Annotated in this window: 22 protein-coding genes; 18 read left to right on the top strand and 4 right to left on the bottom strand. The window is 41.0% G+C overall.

What is annotated here, in order from left to right:
• Nucleotides 1-216: 216 nt before the first annotated feature.
• From HM131_RS20535 to HM131_RS20500, 13 genes are all read left to right on the top strand, one after another.
• Nucleotides 217-480, top strand: coding sequence for a hypothetical protein (locus HM131_RS20535; RefSeq protein ID WP_085026812.1), 264 nt, complete (start codon nucleotides 217-219; stop codon nucleotides 478-480).
• Between the two features lie 482 nt (nucleotides 481-962).
• Nucleotides 963-1,160 (top strand): helix-turn-helix domain-containing protein, encoded by a 198-nt coding sequence (locus HM131_RS21155; RefSeq protein ID WP_232324839.1) that lies wholly within the window; start codon nucleotides 963-965, stop codon nucleotides 1,158-1,160.
• A 251-nt stretch (nucleotides 1,161-1,411) separates the two neighbouring features.
• Nucleotides 1,412-1,594, top strand: coding sequence for a hypothetical protein (locus HM131_RS21300; RefSeq protein WP_232324838.1), 183 nt, complete (start codon nucleotides 1,412-1,414; stop codon nucleotides 1,592-1,594).
• Nucleotides 1,588-1,779 carry a PRD domain-containing protein gene (locus HM131_RS21295; protein ID WP_332308724.1) on the top strand — a complete coding sequence of 64 codons (192 nt, stop codon included), beginning with the start codon at nucleotides 1,588-1,590 and terminating at the stop codon, nucleotides 1,777-1,779. The genes HM131_RS21300 and HM131_RS21295 overlap by 7 nt, the downstream gene beginning before the upstream one ends.
• A gap of 20 nt (nucleotides 1,780-1,799) precedes the next feature.
• Nucleotides 1,800-2,099 carry a PTS sugar transporter subunit IIB domain-containing protein gene (locus HM131_RS21140; protein WP_232324837.1) on the top strand — a complete coding sequence of 100 codons (300 nt, stop codon included), beginning with the start codon at nucleotides 1,800-1,802 and terminating at the stop codon, nucleotides 2,097-2,099.
• A gap of 23 nt (nucleotides 2,100-2,122) precedes the next feature.
• On the top strand, nucleotides 2,123-2,686 hold the full coding sequence (locus HM131_RS21135; RefSeq protein WP_232324836.1) for a PTS sugar transporter subunit IIA: 564 nt from the start codon (nucleotides 2,123-2,125) through the stop codon (nucleotides 2,684-2,686).
• Nucleotides 2,687-2,725: 39 nt separating this feature from the next.
• Nucleotides 2,726-3,211: a PTS sugar transporter subunit IIA gene (locus tag HM131_RS20525; protein WP_085026808.1), complete on the top strand. Its 486-nt coding sequence runs from the start codon at nucleotides 2,726-2,728 to the stop codon at nucleotides 3,209-3,211.
• Between the two features lie 2 nt (nucleotides 3,212-3,213).
• Nucleotides 3,214-3,498 carry a PTS sugar transporter subunit IIB gene (locus tag HM131_RS20520; RefSeq protein ID WP_085026806.1) on the top strand — a complete coding sequence of 95 codons (285 nt, stop codon included), beginning with the start codon at nucleotides 3,214-3,216 and terminating at the stop codon, nucleotides 3,496-3,498.
• 39 nt (nucleotides 3,499-3,537) lie between these two features.
• Nucleotides 3,538-3,822: a PTS sugar transporter subunit IIB gene (locus HM131_RS20515; RefSeq protein WP_085026804.1), complete on the top strand. Its 285-nt coding sequence runs from the start codon at nucleotides 3,538-3,540 to the stop codon at nucleotides 3,820-3,822.
• Nucleotides 3,823-3,863: 41 nt separating this feature from the next.
• The gene (locus HM131_RS20510) at nucleotides 3,864-5,123 is read left to right on the top strand and encodes a galactitol-specific PTS transporter subunit IIC (protein ID WP_085026802.1); all 1,260 of its coding nucleotides are present in this window, start codon (nucleotides 3,864-3,866) and stop codon (nucleotides 5,121-5,123) included.
• A 22-nt stretch (nucleotides 5,124-5,145) separates the two neighbouring features.
• Nucleotides 5,146-6,177 carry a zinc-binding dehydrogenase gene (locus tag HM131_RS20505; protein ID WP_085026800.1) on the top strand — a complete coding sequence of 344 codons (1,032 nt, stop codon included), beginning with the start codon at nucleotides 5,146-5,148 and terminating at the stop codon, nucleotides 6,175-6,177.
• Between the two features lie 19 nt (nucleotides 6,178-6,196).
• The gene (locus tag HM131_RS21010) at nucleotides 6,197-6,361 is read left to right on the top strand and encodes a hypothetical protein (RefSeq protein ID WP_198162697.1); all 165 of its coding nucleotides are present in this window, start codon (nucleotides 6,197-6,199) and stop codon (nucleotides 6,359-6,361) included.
• Between the two features lie 15 nt (nucleotides 6,362-6,376).
• On the top strand, nucleotides 6,377-7,420 hold the full coding sequence (locus HM131_RS20500) for a galactitol-1-phosphate 5-dehydrogenase (protein ID WP_085026798.1): 1,044 nt from the start codon (nucleotides 6,377-6,379) through the stop codon (nucleotides 7,418-7,420).
• 64 nt (nucleotides 7,421-7,484) lie between these two features.
• On the opposite strand, the gene HM131_RS20495 is transcribed toward HM131_RS20500, so the two are convergent.
• Nucleotides 7,485-7,754 (bottom strand): phospholipase, encoded by a 270-nt coding sequence (locus HM131_RS20495; protein WP_085026797.1) that lies wholly within the window; start codon nucleotides 7,752-7,754, stop codon nucleotides 7,485-7,487.
• 230 nt (nucleotides 7,755-7,984) lie between these two features.
• Between HM131_RS20495 and trxB the strand changes: the two genes are divergently transcribed.
• Nucleotides 7,985-8,938 carry a thioredoxin-disulfide reductase gene (gene trxB, locus HM131_RS20490; protein ID WP_085026795.1) on the top strand — a complete coding sequence of 318 codons (954 nt, stop codon included), beginning with the start codon at nucleotides 7,985-7,987 and terminating at the stop codon, nucleotides 8,936-8,938.
• A gap of 46 nt (nucleotides 8,939-8,984) precedes the next feature.
• Here the strand turns inward: trxB and HM131_RS20485 are convergent, their stop codons facing one another.
• Genes HM131_RS20485 through HM131_RS20475 form a run of 3 tightly spaced genes read right to left on the bottom strand, consistent with a single transcriptional unit; the run spans nucleotide 8,985 to nucleotide 12,885 of the window.
• Nucleotides 8,985-11,561, bottom strand: coding sequence for a YfhO family protein (locus tag HM131_RS20485; protein ID WP_085026793.1), 2,577 nt, complete (start codon nucleotides 11,559-11,561; stop codon nucleotides 8,985-8,987).
• Nucleotides 11,562-11,573: 12 nt separating this feature from the next.
• A complete protein-coding gene (locus HM131_RS20480; RefSeq protein WP_085026792.1) occupies nucleotides 11,574-11,960 on the bottom strand; it encodes a GtrA family protein in 387 nt (128 codons plus the stop codon).
• Nucleotides 11,932-12,885 (bottom strand): glycosyltransferase family 2 protein, encoded by a 954-nt coding sequence (locus HM131_RS20475; RefSeq protein WP_085026790.1) that lies wholly within the window; start codon nucleotides 12,883-12,885, stop codon nucleotides 11,932-11,934. The genes HM131_RS20480 and HM131_RS20475 overlap by 29 nt, the downstream gene beginning before the upstream one ends.
• Nucleotides 12,886-13,113: 228 nt before the next feature.
• On the opposite strand from HM131_RS20475, the gene HM131_RS20470 reads away from it, so the two are divergent.
• The 4 genes from HM131_RS20470 (at nucleotide 13,114) to HM131_RS20455 (ending at nucleotide 16,775) form a co-directional block, all read left to right on the top strand.
• On the top strand, nucleotides 13,114-13,869 hold the full coding sequence (locus HM131_RS20470; protein WP_085026788.1) for a class I SAM-dependent methyltransferase: 756 nt from the start codon (nucleotides 13,114-13,116) through the stop codon (nucleotides 13,867-13,869).
• A 111-nt stretch (nucleotides 13,870-13,980) separates the two neighbouring features.
• Nucleotides 13,981-14,391, top strand: a complete 411-nt coding sequence (locus HM131_RS20465; RefSeq protein WP_085026786.1) for a GNAT family N-acetyltransferase — start codon at nucleotides 13,981-13,983, stop codon at nucleotides 14,389-14,391.
• A gap of 97 nt (nucleotides 14,392-14,488) precedes the next feature.
• Entirely contained in the window at nucleotides 14,489-15,535 is a 1,047-nt protein-coding gene (locus HM131_RS20460; protein WP_085031712.1) for an ArsR/SmtB family transcription factor, read from the top strand.
• A gap of 4 nt (nucleotides 15,536-15,539) precedes the next feature.
• The gene (locus HM131_RS20455; protein WP_085031710.1) at nucleotides 15,540-16,775 is read left to right on the top strand and encodes an MFS transporter; all 1,236 of its coding nucleotides are present in this window, start codon (nucleotides 15,540-15,542) and stop codon (nucleotides 16,773-16,775) included.
• Nucleotides 16,776-16,790 lie beyond the last annotated feature (15 nt).

Raw genomic sequence — 16,790 nt, 5'->3', positions numbered from 1 at the left:
CACCACACGCTTCATATACTCAGGGCAAAATAAAGGAACAAATTTTGTTGGCAGAGCGGTGATGAAACTTGGGGGCAAGAAAAACAATAATAAGGTAGTTCAAGAGTTTATGGATCGTGTGGAGAAAGAATCTTTGAAACAAGAGGAAGAAGCTAAGCAGAAATAATGACTAACATCACTTTAAAACGTCCAAGCTAAGACCTGAGGTGATGGAGGATGGAAATAATAGGACAGATTATTTCTGGTTCGTATAATGAAATGCAGGAAGAATTTACACTGAACCAAGTCAAACATTTGCAGACAACATCGGTTTTAAATGAAAACCAAGTCAATCAGCTCTATGAATACTTAGAAAAACATAAAGATGAAGTAGATGGCCAGGTTCTATCTTTATATGATCAATTACTGGTGAGGTTGAGTCAGGAGGACATTCATAAGTTTTTGGCAGATTTAGAGAGACTTCGCGATATGTATGAGTAGAGGCACTTGTATAAACATGTGCTTCTTTTTTTATGTATTATTATTAGAATTTTAAGAAAGTAAATCCCGATGATGTACATTTGTTGTTCGTTATCTTGGGATGAAAGCGTATACATAGGTGTTTCTGTGGGTGCTACAATAAATGTGGAAGGGAGGGAAACAATGCATTACAATGAACGAAGTAAAAAAAATTCTTCATGACCTAGTGATCAATCCACGAATAACTAGTACAACTCTTGAAAAGAAATATAACCTTACAAGAAGACAACTCGGGTACAGTTTCAACAAAATAAATGAGTGGTTATTGGATTGAAAACCTTCCTCAAATTGAACGAACCAGGCAAGGGACAGTTTATTATTGACCAGTCAATATTTACCAAGGTAAACAGTGAAGACAGGCCATCAGTAAGTACACCTGTTTTATCAGAGAGACAAAGGACCTATTTGATTATTTAATGCTCATCAGCAGAGAGGAACTTTCCTTGAATCACTTTACGTTTGAGTTGGATTTTAGTAAAAATACAATTCTTCATGATTTAAAGCAAGCTCAGGCGTTTCTAGATGAGTATAACTTGACCATCAAATACTCGAGGAAATCAGGCTATTTACTGGAAGGTAAAGAATTTCAAGTTCGGAGAGTACTCATCAGAGTCATTTATGAATTACTTTCCGATGCGTAGCGGGTCTGAAAAGGTGAAGGAATTAGCATCTTTATCTTCAGATGAACTAACACAATTTACTCAACTGATGAGAGATTTGAAGACAAGCTTAATATTCAATTTACAGATGAAAAGATAGAAACGATGCCTTATATTCTTACTTATTTTTAAGAAGAATAGAAAAAGGATTTGTCATTTCAACTTTTGCAGTTAAGCATGAGGATGTATCTAATACAAAGGAATTTCAAGCAACCGAAGAAATTCTTCAGACCATGAACATCCCTGAAAAGGAGAGGTTGTTCATCACCCTCCATCTCCTGACGACTAACGTTTATCGTTCAGAGGACCTTTCAGAAGAAGAGTCAATGGGAGAAATGGTACCAGCAGTTAAGCAGATGCTCCAACTTTTGAAAGAAGTGCGTGTATCTATTTTCAAGACAGAGAGCAATTGGTAGAAAAGCTCTTTCAGCATCTTCGTCCGGCATACTATAGGATCAAATACGAGCTTACAGAAGCTCAGCCCATACAAGATTCGATTACGAGAGAACTAAAAGAGGTCCACCATCTTGTTATAAGATCGATAGCCCGCTGGAAGACTATATCGGACAAAAAATACCAGAAAATGAAATCATCTATGTGACCATGTTAATTGGTGGGTGGATGACCAGACAAGGGGAAAGCATTGAAAAGAAAGTAAAAGCCATTGTTGTTTGTCCTCAAGGGGTATCTGTTTCAAGACTGCTTTTCAACCAGTTGAAAGAATTATTCCCCGAGTTTGTTTTTCTAGACTCTCTATCTGTACGAGAGTATATGGAATATGAATTGGATTACGATTTTATTTTTTCTACGACTCCTTTGACAGCGGAAGGTAAATTGTTTACTTGTCAGGCTTTCCTTGATCAGGAAGATCGGTTAAGGCTTCGCAAGCAAGTGATGATGGAAGTTCAAGATATATTTTGAATGACATCCATGTGGACCATCTAATGGATATTATACGAAATCATACGTCCATTAAGGATGAAAAGGCGTTAGTGGAGGAGTTGCACTCTTATGTACACCGTGATGAAGAGTCATCCATTAAGCAAAGTGTTCAAAGCAAGGATATTCACTTAGACGATCTCCTTCCCGCCGAGCACATCTCTATTAAAGAATCTGTCCCATCATGGGAGGAAGCCATTCGGCTAGCTTCTAAACCTTTGGTCCGGAATGGGTATGTAGAATCGCGCTACGTCGAGGCTATGGTTCACCAAGCAAGGGATCCTTATATTGTTATAGCTCCTCACCTGGCTATTCCACATGCTGCTCCAGAGGATGGGGTAAAGAAAGTCGGAATGAGCTTATTGAAAGTAGAGGAAGGGGTCTCGTTTACTGCAGAAGAAACTGTTCACATCATAGTGGTCATTTCGGCAGTAGATAAGAAAAAACATATGCATGCATTGATGCAATTGATGAACTTAGCAGGGTCGCAAAAAGATAGGAACAGAATCATAGAGTCCAACGACTTTAAAGAAATCCAGGACTTGATCCAGACCTATTCCACTGAATAACATTCCAGTAACAATATTATTAATAATGTGGTGAATAAAATGAGCGAAATCTACTTTAATGAGTCCGTCATTCTACTTGGTGTAGAGGCAAATTCAAAAGAAGATGTGTTAGAAGTTATGAGCAGGAACCTCGTGGAGCAAAAGTTAGTGAAAGAAACTTTTCCCCCAGCTATCATAGCTCGAGAAGAAGAATATGCGACGGGGCTACCGACAGCAGGGGTAGCGGTTGCCATCCCGCATACTGATGTTGAACATGTCAATCGGAAAACGATAAGTGTTGGAGTATTGAAAAATACAGTCGATTTTGGAGTCATGGGCGATGATAAGGAAACGATCCCAGTTCAAATTGTATTTTTGTTAGCCATGGATGAAGCTCATTCCCAATTATCATTACTTCAGCAGTTGATGAAGGTATTCCAAAATGAAGATGTATTGTTATCTATTTTGAATGACCAGAATAAAACAAGCATCAGAGATCTAATGGAAGAAAAATTAGATTTTGGTGCACTAGAAGGAGAGAAATAATTATGGCAAAGAAACAAGTGTTGGTCGCATGTGGCGCAGGTATTGCAACGTCAACAGTAGTGAATGGAGCTATTGAAGAGATGGCGAAAGAGAACAATTTAAGTGTTGATCTTGTCCAGATCAAGATATCAGAAGTTGGTGGTTACGTCGACACTGCAGACCTATTAGTAACGACAGCAATGACTCAGAAGGATTATCCATTTCCAGTAATTAATGCTCGATCATTTTTAACTGGAATCGGCACAGAAGATACGAAAAAAGAAATTTTGACAGCGCTTCAAAAATAAATTCTTTGAAAATATGAAAAAAGAAGGAGAGAAATAATTATGGCAAAGAAACAAGTGTTGGTCGCATGTGGCGCAGGTATTGCAACGTCAACAGTAGTGAATGGAGCTATTGAAGAGATGGCGAAAGAGAACAATTTAAGTGTTGATCTTGTCCAGATCAAGATATCAGAAGTTGGTGGTTACGTCGACACTGCAGACCTATTAGTAACGACAGCAATGACTCAGAAGGATTATCCATTTCCAGTAATTAACGCTCGGTCATTTCTAACTGGAATTGGCACTGAGGATACGAAAAAAGAAATATTACAAGAACTCCAAAAATAAAGGTCCGTCTGGGTAACTGAAAGAAAGAGGGAGGATTATTCATGCAAGGTTTCGTCGACATCGTACAAGGTTTTTTAGATTTAGGGGCCACGGTCATCTTGCCCGTTGCCATCTTTTTATTAGGATTACTGTTCGGACAGAAACCAGGAAAAGCATTTCGGTCTGGACTGACAATCGGTGTTGCTTTTGTCGGTATATTCTTAGTCGTTGATTTGTTGGTAAATAATTTAGGGCCAGCTGCGCAAGGAATGGTAGATCGGTTAGGCGTCGATTTAAATGTGATTGACGTAGGATGGCCGGCCTCATCTTCTATAGCCTGGGCCTCTGTTGTAGCGGCATTCATTATTCCTTTAGGGCTTGTAGTGAATGTGATTATGCTCCTAACCAAAACAACGAAAACAATGAACGTTGATATATGGAATTTTTGGCACTATACGTTTATGGCCGCTATGGTTTATGCGATATCCGGCAGCATTGTACAAGGACTAATTGCTGCTGTCATCTTCCAAATTGTTTGTCTTAAAGTAGCAGATTGGACAGCCCCTATGGTCGGTGAATTCTTCGACTTGCCAGGTGTTTCCATTGCAACAGGAAGTACAATTTCGTATGCTCCTGGAATTATATTAGTCAGGTGGCTGAATAAAGTTCCAGGCGTTAAAAATTGGAATGCAGATCCGGACACCATTCAAAAGCGGTTTGGGATCTTCGGGGAATCCATTTTCATCGGCTTATTTTTAGGTGCTGCGATTGGTGTGCTGGCGGGCTACAGTGTAGGAGAAGTTATTGAAATCGGAATGGCAATGGCAGCCGTTATGGTGCTTATGCCACGAATGGTCAAGATTCTTATGGAAGGATTAATGCCAGTGTCAGAGTCCGCCCGTCAATGGTTATCTAAAAGATTTGGTGATCGAGAAATATATATAGGTCTGGATGCTGCTGTCGCTTTAGGGCACCCAGCCGTTATCTCCACAGCATTAATTCTTGTACCAATTACTGTTGTCCTAGCTGTTGTATTACCTGGGAATTCTCTTTTACCATTCGGTGATTTAGCTACGATCCCGTTTGTAGTGGCCTTTATCGTTGGAGCGGCACGAGGAAATATCGTCCATTCAGTCATTGTAGGAACATTGATGATTGCTCTTTCCCTTTATATGGCTACCGATGTAGCTCCAGTCTTCACTGAAATGGCAGTCAATGCTGACTTTAATATGCCGGAAGGGTCCGCAAAGATTTCAAGTATTGACCAGGGAGGAAATCTTGTAAACTGGATCATTTTCAAAGTATTTAGCTTGTTCAATTAACTGATCTCTAGGAGGAATAAGATTGAAAGCACTCGTAAAAACAGAGCTTGGGTTTGGAAATCTGGAAATTCAAGAAAAACAGGAGCCGGTCGTTGGCGATGGTCAAGTGAAAATAGAGGTTAAGTATGCAGGAGTTTGTGGGTCTGATATTCATACTTATGAAGGGCATTACAAAGTGAAAGTACCTGTCACCTTAGGCCATGAATTCTCAGGTGTTGTTGTCGATATAGGAGAAGGAGTGACCGAATTTAAAATAGGTGACCGTGTAACATCCGAAACCACCTTTTATGTGTGTGGAACATGTGAGTACTGTAAAAACGGTGATTATAATCTCTGTAATTACAGGAAAGGGCTTGGAACGCAGCAGGATGGTGGGTTTGCGAAATATTTGATTGCACGGAAGCAAAGTGTTCATCATCTTCCGGAACACGTAGATGATCGGTCAGCTGCTATGACCGAGCCGCTTGCTTGTACTCACCATGCAGTGGATAAGACTGAGATTAATGAGGGAGACCTTGTTGTTGTAATTGGTCCTGGCCCTATTGGTTTATTTACAGCTCAGGTGGCAAAAAGCAGAGGTGCCAGAATCATCATTGCTGGACTGTCTAACGACCAAATCCGTCTTAAAAAAGCAGAGGAACTGGGAATAGACTATGCAGTTAATATTCAAGAGCAAGACCTTAAAGAGTTGGTAAACAAGCTAACAGATAGTTATGGAGCAGATGTTGTTTTTGAATGTTCAGGAGCCGTTCAAGCAGCTAATCAGGCATTGGATTTGTTAAAGAAAAAAGGGCAATATGGACAAGTGGGAATCTTCCCTCATTCAGAGGTTTCTTTTGACCTTGAAAAAATTATTCAGAAGGAAATCAGAGTAGTAGGCAGCAGAAGTCAAAAGTCAGCCGATTGGGAACCCTCTCTTGAATTGATGAACAGCGGTCGAGTGAACGCTCAGTCGCTCGTTACTCATGAGTATCCGATTACACAATGGGAGCAAGCTTACCAAGCGATTAAAAGCGGAGAAGCTATTAAAGTTTTATTAACTCCTGTCGAGTAAAAGAAATGAGGTTTTATACATGGTAGATGTGTTCTTAGAATTCATGCTAGGACCTATGCGAGCCATCGGAGATTACTATTTTGAACATCAAATGCTCTTTAATGCGATCGTCATAGGAGGAGCCCTGTACAAACTAGCAAGTGGAAAAAAACGACATGAAAGAGAAGCTGAAAATTGTAACTAAGAAAAGGTGAGAAACATGAAAACCTTAAACCTTTATGGTGAACAGGATATAAGATTTGAAGATACACCTGTACCCGTCATTGAAAAAGAAGATGATGTTGTGATTAAGGTGAAAGCCGTCGGGGTTTGCGGGTCGGATATTTCCCGATATAAAAAGCTAGGGCCATATGTAGAAGGAATGACGTTTGGTCATGAATTCGCTGGTGAAGTCGTAGAAGTAGGTCCAGCTGTTGAAAGAATTAAAGTTGGTGATCGAGTTTCCGGCTGCCCTACCTTTTACTGTGGGACTTGCCATAGCTGTTTAAAAGGGAATTTATCGCAATGCGAAAAACTTACTGTGATAGGAGCTCGCCACCCCGGAGCTTATGCAGAGTTTGTTAATTTACCTGCTAAGCATGTCCTTCTTCTCCCGGAAAATGTTGATTATGATACGGCGGCCATGATTGAACCATCCTCTGTTGTCGCTCACGGGTTTTATCGTACGAGCATTCATCCCGGGGCGACTGTAGCCATTATGGGTTGCGGAAGCATTGGATTATTGGCTATTCAGTGGGCAAGGATCTTCGGTGCCAAAAAAGTCATCGCCATTGATATCGATGATAGAAAGCTTGATATTGCTGAAAAAGTAGGAGCGGATGTAAGGGTTAACCCTAAGAATGGTCCATCTCACCACCAAGTAGCTGAAGTAACAGATCAGATTGGAGTTGATTTAGCAGTAGAATGTGCTGGATCTCCAATCACTTCAGAACAGATTCTTGCTCTATCTAAAAAAGGTGGGGAAGTTCTTTACATGGGCATTCCTTATGCTCCTATTGACATGGAACGTTTTTATTTTGAAAAGATTGTCCGGAACGAGTTAAAAATCATCGGCTCCTGGAATGCGATTTCAGCACCATTTCCTGGTGAAGAATGGAGCTCCACGCTTCATTACATGAGTACGGGGCAGTTAAACATTAAGCCGATGATCTCGCATCGATTGCCACTGGAAAAAGGACCAGACACCTTTCAAAATCTCATTCACCAGAATGTCTCTTATGTTAAAGTGCTTTTTTATCCATAAGCATCTGAAAATCATAAGAAAGAGAGCGTGAATTCCTTAAAGAAGGAGCGTTCTCTTTTTTTGTCTAAAACGAACATGTAAAAAAACGCTGGAGCTTCATATATTTGTACATCATTCTGGCGTGACGCCCTTCAATTGTATAGGGATTCTGCAAACGTTCCAATTGTTCAATAAAAGCTAAGTCGCACTCGCAATAATTTCCATAATATCGATAACACTCATCATGCTGTTTGCAGGCTGCATCGACCGCATTCAACGGTTCCCCCGGTCCACTGCAACCCGGGCCGCAATAGTTGTAACCTGGGAATAAACAGAAACCCGGCCTTCTATCCATAGGAATTTCACCCCTCTATTCCTCATAAATAAGTACTGCTATGAATACTATATGTTGAATTTAGGAAAGAAGAGTGGTCGTTTGTCCATAAGGATTGAAAGGTGAAATTGTTAAAGAGGTCCAGGAAGCGGGTATAAATAGTTACGAATAGTCATTATTTGAATGAATGACCACAGGAGAAACAAACTATAACAAGAATAGGACTACTTATTGGAATAGGAGGATCATTCATGACGTATCAATCGATCATTTTAGGAACTGGCCCAGCTGGGCTTACGGCGGCTGTCTACTTAGCAAGGGCGAATATGGAGCCGCTCGTAATCGAAGGACCGGAGCCGGGAGGACAATTGACGCTAACGACAGAAGTTGAAAATTTCCCAGGCTTCCCTGATGGCATTATGGGACCAGAGCTGATGGATAATATGAAAAAGCAAGCAGAACGTTTTGGTGCAACATTCAAGCGGGGCTGGGTAACGGACGTGAACGTTGATCAGCGTCCTTTCAAATTGACGGTGGACGGTCTTGGTGAATTAGAAACCCAGACGCTAATCATTTCGACTGGCGCGTCGGCTAAAATGCTTGAGATTCCTGGTGAGAAAGAAAACATGGGCCGCGGGGTCAGCACATGTGCAACATGTGATGGATTCTTTTTCAGAGGGAAAAAAGTCGTTATTATCGGCGGGGGAGATTCTGCGATGGAAGAAGCGAACTTCCTCACTAAATTTGCGGATGAAGTTCAAGTCGTTCACCGCCGTAATGAGCTGAGAGCTTCTAAGATTATGCAAGATCGCGCGAAAGGTAATGACAAGATTACCTGGGCGCTAAATAAGACACCTGTTGAAATGATTTCAGATGGCATGAAAATCACAGGCCTCAAGGTGAAGGATAATGATTCAGAGGTAGAAGAAGTCATTGAAACGGATGGGATTTTCGTCGCAATTGGACACAATCCGAATACAGAGTTCTTACAAGGCAAAATCAACATGGATGAAAAAGGGTACATTCTTGTAGACCCTGGAACAACGAATACAAATATCCCTGGAGTATTTGCTTGTGGAGATGTGCAAGACCAAAAGTATCGTCAGGCCATTACCGCTGCCGGTACCGGTTGTATGGCAGCTATGGATTCCGAGCGGTTCCTTGAAGGGGAAGCAACGATTGATTGGAGTCAAAACTTATCTTAGACAAAGAACCCCCATGGATGTTTCACTTCATCCATGGGGGTTTAGCTTATCGTCCTCTTTTTCTCAGCCATATCAGTGAAACAATCAAAGATAGAATAGAAAGGATAGATAGGATTGAAAAGTAAGGTGGACGGTACGTGAAAGTAATGTCATTCTTACCTTCCTCCAGTTCTACACCAAGTAAGGCATAATTCGCTTTCAAGATGTCCTTTTGTTCCCCGTTCACTTTTACATGCCAGCCTTTTTCATAAGGAACAGGGATGGTCAAATAACGATGATTTTTTTGATTATCCAATTGGACATTCACCTGATTTCCATTTACTTCAGCGTTTGCAGGCTGTGGTGTCTCTCTGGATGCCTTCTCAAGTACTTTATAATCCTCAGAATAAACCTCTATGTCTTTCAGTTGATAACTGCCTTTAGGCACTCTGATCGAGATCTTCTTTTCTTTAGGCACCCTGATCGTGATGTTATTAATCCCTGTACGATAGAAAGATTCCCTGGATTTTCTCGACGTTTCAAAGTCATTCACATGTAAAGGGAACCACGGAGCTTCCTTGACATTGTTTTTTAAATAAAACGAGACATACAGATCCTCGGCTGTCTCAGGCACGTTAGAAAACTTCAAATCAATACCGCCTGTTTTTTCTTCCACATTCAGCTGGCCGTCTTTATAAGTAGAGCGGACGCTTTCAACTTCAGCCTGATCCATAAGGTTTGGAAGCGGCTCGAGAGACGCTGTAGTTTGTTTCGGGTTTTCTAATATGATCCCTTGCAGCATTGCATGTTCTCTTCCGACCACGGATGTATCTTCAAGAGAACGTTCACTGTAAACCGTACTTGTCGTTCGTACGAATGGGAGCTTATTGGTATTTTGATACACTTGATAGCCACCGTCTGAAAGGAAGGGTTCAAATCCATAAGGCATATTCCTCTCCTTATTTTCATGAGTAACAATATAATTCCCTCTCATTAGGCTGTAGAGATTGGCGCGATCTCCAAAGCCGGAATAACGGCTGATGCTTTCACGTTTCATATCGATTTCCAGGCTGTCATAATACCAAAACAATATGTTTTTATTTAAAATGCTGGAATATACGCTCGTACCCTGAAAGTCTTGGATAAGCGGCATATTGTTTTTGTCGTCCATCCCTCTCCATTCCACTCGGGAAAAGGTACGTTTGTTTTGTTCTTCTATGGTTTCGATGAGCTTGCTTTGCTTTTCGGAATTATAAGCATCACTTAGGATATAATCTTTTGTCGTAGCCCGGATGTTTCCTGCTGTGTAGAGCTTATCGTATTGATAGGCATTCATCATGCCTGCATTAACAAGGATGAGAAGGGAGATCCCTACCCTCTTTAACTTTTTGTCAGGCATACTGATTAAATAAACTGAAGCGATTGTCACGGCAATCTGGACAATCATATACACATCATAAATGTGATCAATGCTGTAATGCTGATCTGACCAAGCAAAAATTCCGTACATCAATATAGTGAGCACAACAGCTATAGAGAGCTCAGCCTTCTTTATGTGTCTGTTGAGATGTAAGCCGACAGCTACAAGTGCCCCAGCCACAAAAAAACCTGCATATTCAAAGCGGTTTCGAGGTGCAGAGAATCCGTTGAAGGCACTACCCATAAAAGGACTGAAGTGAAAGACGATGAACAGGAGTGTCAAGGATGCAAAGAAACGGAACAGCCTGTTTTTGTAAAAGGAAAACAGGAACAAGAAAATGACGACAACACCAGCGAGTAAAAACGTCCGGCTGTCGAGCAAAATATTGTCAGAAAGGTTAAGCAGTGGTCTTTGCTGGTTAAAAGCAGGCCTGTAGTTGTTTAAGTAAGCATAGACAGTCGGAATGAACGCAAGTGAGCCTAAACCGAATCCTAGACTTCCTGAAATTAAATAGAGCTTCACTTGCTTTAATTTCCCCGTCTCGCGCTTTTCCAATGGAATGAACCAGCGGACCAATATGTAGATACCGATGAATAGCAGCGATATGTAAGAAAAATAAAAATTGTTGAACAAGGTGACAGCTACCGCAAAAAGAAACCAGCCTGGTTTTTGTTCGCGGATGATTTTTTCTACGCCTAAAACAAGTATAGGAATAAATAAAAACGCGTCTGCGAAAAACTCCCAATAGATAACGTGACGGAAGTAGATGACACTGGATCCATACAGAGCTGCACCAGCAAAAGCGGGCAAAGCACGAACGGAAAAGTAACGGAATACATAAGTGGTTATGATCATCACTGTTGCCATTCTCAGGATACTGGTGAAGACAGTCAATTGCGCCCAAAACAGCACATCAGGAGCATTGATGATGTGCATGAGTTCAAGCAGGAAAACGACTACAATCGTCAAAAGGAAGAAAAGGTTGGTTGAAAAGTAGTAGCCGAGCTGTCCGTATATGCCTCCGCCAAACCCGAATTCGAAAGAGTAAAAGAAATTGCCTTTTGTATAATTTTCATAGATTAATTGTTTGAAAGGAAGCATTTGGTTCAAGCCGTCGTTCGGTCCAGCCATATAGCCGCCGTCCGCCCACTCTTGCAAGAAAAAAAGATGCGATAGGCTTGCAGCCAAGAGGCTCCCTAATAAGATCCAAAGAAATTTTTTCATAGGCTACCACCATTACTGCTTTAATATTTTACTTGTCACAATGAATGTGATGGGTACTGTGAAGAATACGGCGATGATTGGTGCAAGGTTACTATTCAGGGCAAACCACTCGACTAATGCATAGACGAGAAAGGATGAGGTCGAGAGGTTGACCACTTGCGTCAATGGAAATTGTAAAAATTTTTTTAAGGTCGGCTTCACCCTGTACGTAAAATACGTATTCAAGTAAAACGAGATGACAAAGCTGACCAAAAACCCGGTAATGTGAGCGACCATATAATGAGCCCGGAGGAGGTTGTGAAGCAGTAGAAAGATGAAATAGTAATTGAGTGTATTGATTCCTCCGACCAGGATAAACCGGGTTAACTCATTATTGAGAGACTTTATTTTTTGAATCATGAATGTTGGATTCCTTTACTAAATAGTGCGGACGCCGCTTCACTTCGTTGTACATTCTTCCAATATATTCACCAATGACGCCTAGACTGAGCAGCTGGACTCCTCCGAGGAAGAGAATAGCAGATATCGTACTGAAATAGCCTGGCACATCAATGCCGTTTCTTACAATCTGCACGAATATGAAGGCGATGTACCCGAGTGACATTAATAAGATCAACATCCCTGTGTACAAGCATATACGCAGTGGTCTTGTATTAAATGATACAAGCCCATCGATTGCGTAGTTCAGCAGTTTAGAAAGCGACCATTTCGAAGAACCTGATTGGCGGGCGACGTTCTCGTAATTAATTACTTTTTCCTCATAACCAACCCACGCGAATAATCCTTTCGAAAAGCGGTTTCCTTCACTTAATTTTAATATATCATTCACTACAGGGCGGCTCAGCAAACGGAAATCGCCGATCCCATTTTTAAGCGTGACATCAACTAATTGATTAATTCCTTTGTAAAAAAGTGTGGAGAGGGTTTTTCGTAAGGGGGATTCCCCATTACGGTTCCGCTTTGCGATGACTTGATCGTAGCCTTCTTCATATCCCTGGATCATTTCAGGAATGAGAAAAGCCGGGTGCTGCAAATCAGCATCCATTATGATGACTGCATCACCATTAGATTTTTCGAGACCCGCTAATAGAGCAGCCTCTTTTCCGAAGTTCCTTGTAAATGAAACATATTTTACATGTGGATGTTTTCTTCCCAGATCCTGAATATACTCAAGCGTCTGGTCTTCACTTCCGTCATCAATGAAGATTAATTCGTAATCATAGTTTACCAATGCCATGATGTGATGCAGGTTCTCATAAATTAATGGTATGTTTTCCTCTTCGTTAAAAGAGGGCAAAATCAAGGATATTAATGACCTTCTCATGGCCGTATACCTCCAGTTAAGTTTTACTTATAAATAAATTCAAAGTCTTTCACTAATACCTCGTTCCCGAATTTATAAACATTATGCATAATTGGGAATGAAAGGGACTTATTTACTGATTATCGCAGAGGTGATTCGGGATGGGAGTCGGATGTATAGGAAAAGAGATGGGGGGTAAGAAAATAATGGTATGATGAATACAAGCAATAGGGAGAGGGAGGGCGAAAGATGAAGAGGGATGAGCTATTTTTAGAAGAATTGAAGGAAATGGACGAGGAATTCAGTGGTTGGGATTTTTCTTATGTTAGTGGAACAGGCAGGATTCAAAGCGGAGCTTTATCATGGTCTTACGGGAGTAAAGTACGAAGGTTGATGAGAAATACAGAAGCTATGCTTGATATGGGCACGGGCGGCGGAGAGTTCCTATCACAATTGCGTCCTTTGCCTGATTATACAGCTGCAACAGAAGGCTACGAGCCCAATCTTCCGGTTGCAAAAAATCGTCTTGAGCCTTTAGGGGTGAAGATAGTACAAATCAATGAAGATGACAAACTTCCTTTTGAAGACAATAGGTTCGATTTAATTGTAAATAAGCACGAGTCGTTTGATCCCTCAGAAGTGAAAAGAGTTTTAAAACCAGGAGGGACGTTTTTGACTCAACAGGTGGGCGGGCTTGATTGCCTGCAGATCAATGAAGCCCTTCATGCAAAAGAGAATCAATACAAAGATTGGAATCTGACTGAAGCTATGAATGGATTGAAAGCTCAGGAGTTCAAGGTGGTAACGATCCGTGAAGATTATCCTGTTCAACGTTTTTTCGATATCGGTGCCCTTGTTTATTACTTAAAAGCTATTCCGTGGCAGGTTCCTGATTTCAACTTGGAAGACTACCAGGATGAACTCTACTCTATTAATGAAATAATAAAAGACAGAGGATATTTTGAAGTAAGGCAGCACAGGTTCTTAATACAGGCTGAAAGATAGTTTAGAAATCTGCGAAAAAGGTTTCATTTACATAGTTTTTATCTTTCTATTGAAGCGGTTATCCATTCACTCACTTAATCAAACGATTGTTTTAAAAAGGAGGCAGTGAGGATGAGAAGGTTCACCTCAACCGATGATTATCAAGCCATTAAGCCTCTCCTTTGCTTAGCGACATCAGAAGGTAAAGCAGAACAAGCGCTCTTTCAGTATCTTAAATCAGAAGAACAATCCCTATTTCTATACGAAAAGGAGGGAATGCTTGCCGGGTGCATGGGAATAAAGTTCACTACTAACTACAATGCTGTCATCCAACAAATTGCAGTCTCGCCGGGTTATAGGAAACAGAGGATCGGTAAAAGCATGGTTGAGTTTATCCTTGAACAATATAAGCTAAGAGAGTTATCGGCTGAAACGGATGATGAGGCAGTAGGCTTTTATCAGAAACTTGGATTTGAAGTGAAAAGCCTTGGTGAAAAGTATAAAGGTGTGACCAGGTATCAGTGCACTCTATATCAAAACTAGCACTCCCTTCTGCAGTGGGAGTGTTTTTTTGAGTAGTCATACGAAATAAATTGAATAATAAATTCTATAAGTTTAGAATATGAGTGAGGTGATAATAATGGAATTATTTTCTACGAGTACAAAGGGAAGAGAAACGTACCGCATAGAATTGAAACAATCCTTATTATGGGAGGCAGCCTTAGGACTTGCTGCGATCACGAATGATGCCTTAATTCAAACGCTTGAGTATCCAAAAGAAAATTGGGAGGAAATTAGAAATTCCTTGAGCCCATCATTAGAAGCTGAAGTTCAATATGTCCGAGAGAAAAATACGTGGAAAACATTGCTTCAGCTGCTCCATCAAAAAGACTTCCAAACAATGAAGGAGTTCCGTTCCTACATCAAAGATCTTCCCTCAAACGATTTAAGATTCATCTCCATCCCTTATTTTGGTGAAAGCTACCAACATAAAAGAAGACAGGCTGCACAAGGTTCTATAGAGGCGGTGAGAGAATTACAAAAGCTAACCAATGAAAATGCTTTTTTTCCTGAATATATTTCGTTCATCTGCGATACAGACGTAGGAAAATTGAAGAATCACTTGGTTGAAGTGATGGAAGGGTGGCTGGGAACGGTTATTCAACCAAACCAGGAAGAAATGTCACGTCTACTAGCAAGAGATGTAGAGTCAAAAAAAGCGATGGAAGAAAAGCTTGAGGCTGAAGCTTTTGTCGAATGGGCAACAAACGGAATAACATATCGACCAGAACCTAGCGTTTATAAGGTGATGCTGATCCCACAGTATATCTACAGACCCTGGAACGTTGAAGCGGATATCGAAGGAGCGAAGGTATTTTATTATCCCGTCGCAAATGAAAGTATTCAACCTAACGACCCTTATGTTCCTAATCAAATGCTCGTGCAAAAATATAAAGCTTTGGGAGACGAAACCCGGCTTCGCATCCTAAAACTATTAAACGAGAAAAGCATGACCTTACAGGAGCTGACGGAAAAATTAGAGATGGGAAAAACAACCGTCCATCACCATTTAAAATTATTGAAATTAGCCAGGCTGGTAGCCGCACCATCATCACGTTACGAATTAAATGTTCAAGCTCTCACCACTTTGCCAAAAGAACTAAATGTATTTTTGGAGAATGACTAAATCAATGAATCAGCTTGAGGAAAAGTTCGAGACCGTACAGAAAGCTCCGGAGTTTAAAAAGAATAGCCAGGTTTTCAGGTTTATTGGGGGAAACCTGGTGTCCTTCTTCGGGGATCAAATCTACATGATTGCATTACCCTTAATTGTCTTAGCTATTACAGAGTCGCCGTTGAGCATGGGGATTGTCGCTGCTTTAGAACGCCTGCCTGTTCTAATCCAGCCCATTGCGGGAGTCATTGCCGATCGTTTTAATAGAAAATCACTTTTATTAGTCTGTGATTTACTTAGAGGTCTTATTATTGGGGCAATGGGGGCTTTACATATGAACGGGTCTCTATGGATGTGGGAAGTGTATGTGGGGTCTCTTGTGATAGGAGTGCTTACTCAAATTTATAACACCTCTCAATTTGCCTCGATTCCTCGGCTGGTTCAAAAGAAGGACCTACAATTAGCAAATTCTGTGAATACAGGAATCTTTAATATGGCTGTATTTATAGGCCCAGGGTTAGGAGGGATCCTGGTGAGTTTCTTCCATCCAGGGTGGGCGCTTCTTTTGAATAGTGTCAGTTTTTTCGTTGGTTTTCTAACTGTCTTGAGTCTAAAACTTGCTGAAGTAGGCCACGGTGAGGATCCTAAAACATGGGGGGCTGAAATTAAAGAGGGATTTGTGTTTGTAAAAAATCAAAAGCCTATCTTATACACGAATCTTGCTATGTTTTTCTCTGTATTTGGTACAACTTTGTTTTTAACAATGATGATTGTCCATCTAAAGTTATCAGTGGAACTAAGTGCCGCTCAAATTGGCTGGCTGCTTTCGATTGGTGGGGGAGGGGCAGTGGTCGGTTCGCTGGTCACGAATCTATTAAAAGAGACTTTCACCTATCGGACAATTTTATTTACTGCTGGGTTCATAGGAGGCATTTCTATTATTTTATTCGGGATTAGCCAGACGTTTATTAGTTTAGCCATAATGAATCTAGTGGGGACAATTTCAGCAGCAATCATGAGTCCATGTATCGTAACGATTCGGCAGGTTCTCACACCCGACAGGCTTTTGGGCCGTGTGCAAGCAACAAGCCGGTTTATAACATGGGTGTCCATGCCCGTCGCTGCTTTTCTAGCCGGTGTACTAGGAGAACACGTGAGTACGGGGTTCCCTATTATATTAGGTGGTGTGATCTCTACTGTAGCTACGTTCATTTATTTACACCCATCCTTAAATAGCCAAGTAGTAGAATAAAAGAAGCGGTACTTA

Origin of the sequence: Halobacillus mangrovi, assembly GCF_002097535.1 — a bacterium.
GTDB classification, from domain to species: Bacteria; Bacillota; Bacilli; order Bacillales; family Halobacillaceae; genus Halobacillus; species Halobacillus mangrovi_A.
The sequence above is the reverse complement of the archived record's forward strand: the minus strand, read 5'-3'. Positions and strand labels throughout refer to the sequence as shown.

Excerpts from the sequence above, each read along its gene's own strand:
- HM131_RS20535 (WP_085026812.1), top strand. The coding sequence starts at position 217 with ATGGAAATAATAGGACAGATTATTTCTGGTTCGTATAATGAAATGCAG.
- HM131_RS21300 (WP_232324838.1), top strand. The coding sequence starts at position 1,412 with ATGAACATCCCTGAAAAGGAGAGGTTGTTCATCACCCTCCATCTCCTG.
- HM131_RS21140 (WP_232324837.1), top strand. The coding sequence starts at position 1,800 with ATGACCAGACAAGGGGAAAGCATTGAAAAGAAAGTAAAAGCCATTGTT.
- HM131_RS21135 (WP_232324836.1), top strand. The coding sequence starts at position 2,123 with ATGGATATTATACGAAATCATACGTCCATTAAGGATGAAAAGGCGTTA.
- HM131_RS20525 (WP_085026808.1), top strand. The coding sequence starts at position 2,726 with ATGAGCGAAATCTACTTTAATGAGTCCGTCATTCTACTTGGTGTAGAG.
- HM131_RS20520 (WP_085026806.1), top strand. The coding sequence starts at position 3,214 with ATGGCAAAGAAACAAGTGTTGGTCGCATGTGGCGCAGGTATTGCAACG.
- HM131_RS20515 (WP_085026804.1), top strand. The coding sequence starts at position 3,538 with ATGGCAAAGAAACAAGTGTTGGTCGCATGTGGCGCAGGTATTGCAACG.
- HM131_RS20510 (WP_085026802.1), top strand. The coding sequence starts at position 3,864 with ATGCAAGGTTTCGTCGACATCGTACAAGGTTTTTTAGATTTAGGGGCC.
- HM131_RS21010 (WP_198162697.1), top strand. The coding sequence starts at position 6,197 with ATGGTAGATGTGTTCTTAGAATTCATGCTAGGACCTATGCGAGCCATC.
- HM131_RS20500 (WP_085026798.1), top strand. The coding sequence starts at position 6,377 with ATGAAAACCTTAAACCTTTATGGTGAACAGGATATAAGATTTGAAGAT.
- HM131_RS20495 (WP_085026797.1), bottom strand. The coding sequence starts at position 7,754 with ATGGATAGAAGGCCGGGTTTCTGTTTATTCCCAGGTTACAACTATTGC.
- trxB (WP_085026795.1), top strand. The coding sequence starts at position 7,985 with ATGACGTATCAATCGATCATTTTAGGAACTGGCCCAGCTGGGCTTACG.
- HM131_RS20485 (WP_085026793.1), bottom strand. The coding sequence starts at position 11,561 with ATGAAAAAATTTCTTTGGATCTTATTAGGGAGCCTCTTGGCTGCAAGC.
- HM131_RS20480 (WP_085026792.1), bottom strand. The coding sequence starts at position 11,960 with ATGATTCAAAAAATAAAGTCTCTCAATAATGAGTTAACCCGGTTTATC.
- HM131_RS20475 (WP_085026790.1), bottom strand. The coding sequence starts at position 12,885 with ATGAGAAGGTCATTAATATCCTTGATTTTGCCCTCTTTTAACGAAGAG.
- HM131_RS20470 (WP_085026788.1), top strand. The coding sequence starts at position 13,114 with ATGAAGAGGGATGAGCTATTTTTAGAAGAATTGAAGGAAATGGACGAG.
- HM131_RS20465 (WP_085026786.1), top strand. The coding sequence starts at position 13,981 with ATGAGAAGGTTCACCTCAACCGATGATTATCAAGCCATTAAGCCTCTC.
- HM131_RS20460 (WP_085031712.1), top strand. The coding sequence starts at position 14,489 with ATGGAATTATTTTCTACGAGTACAAAGGGAAGAGAAACGTACCGCATA.
- HM131_RS20455 (WP_085031710.1), top strand. The coding sequence starts at position 15,540 with ATGAATCAGCTTGAGGAAAAGTTCGAGACCGTACAGAAAGCTCCGGAG.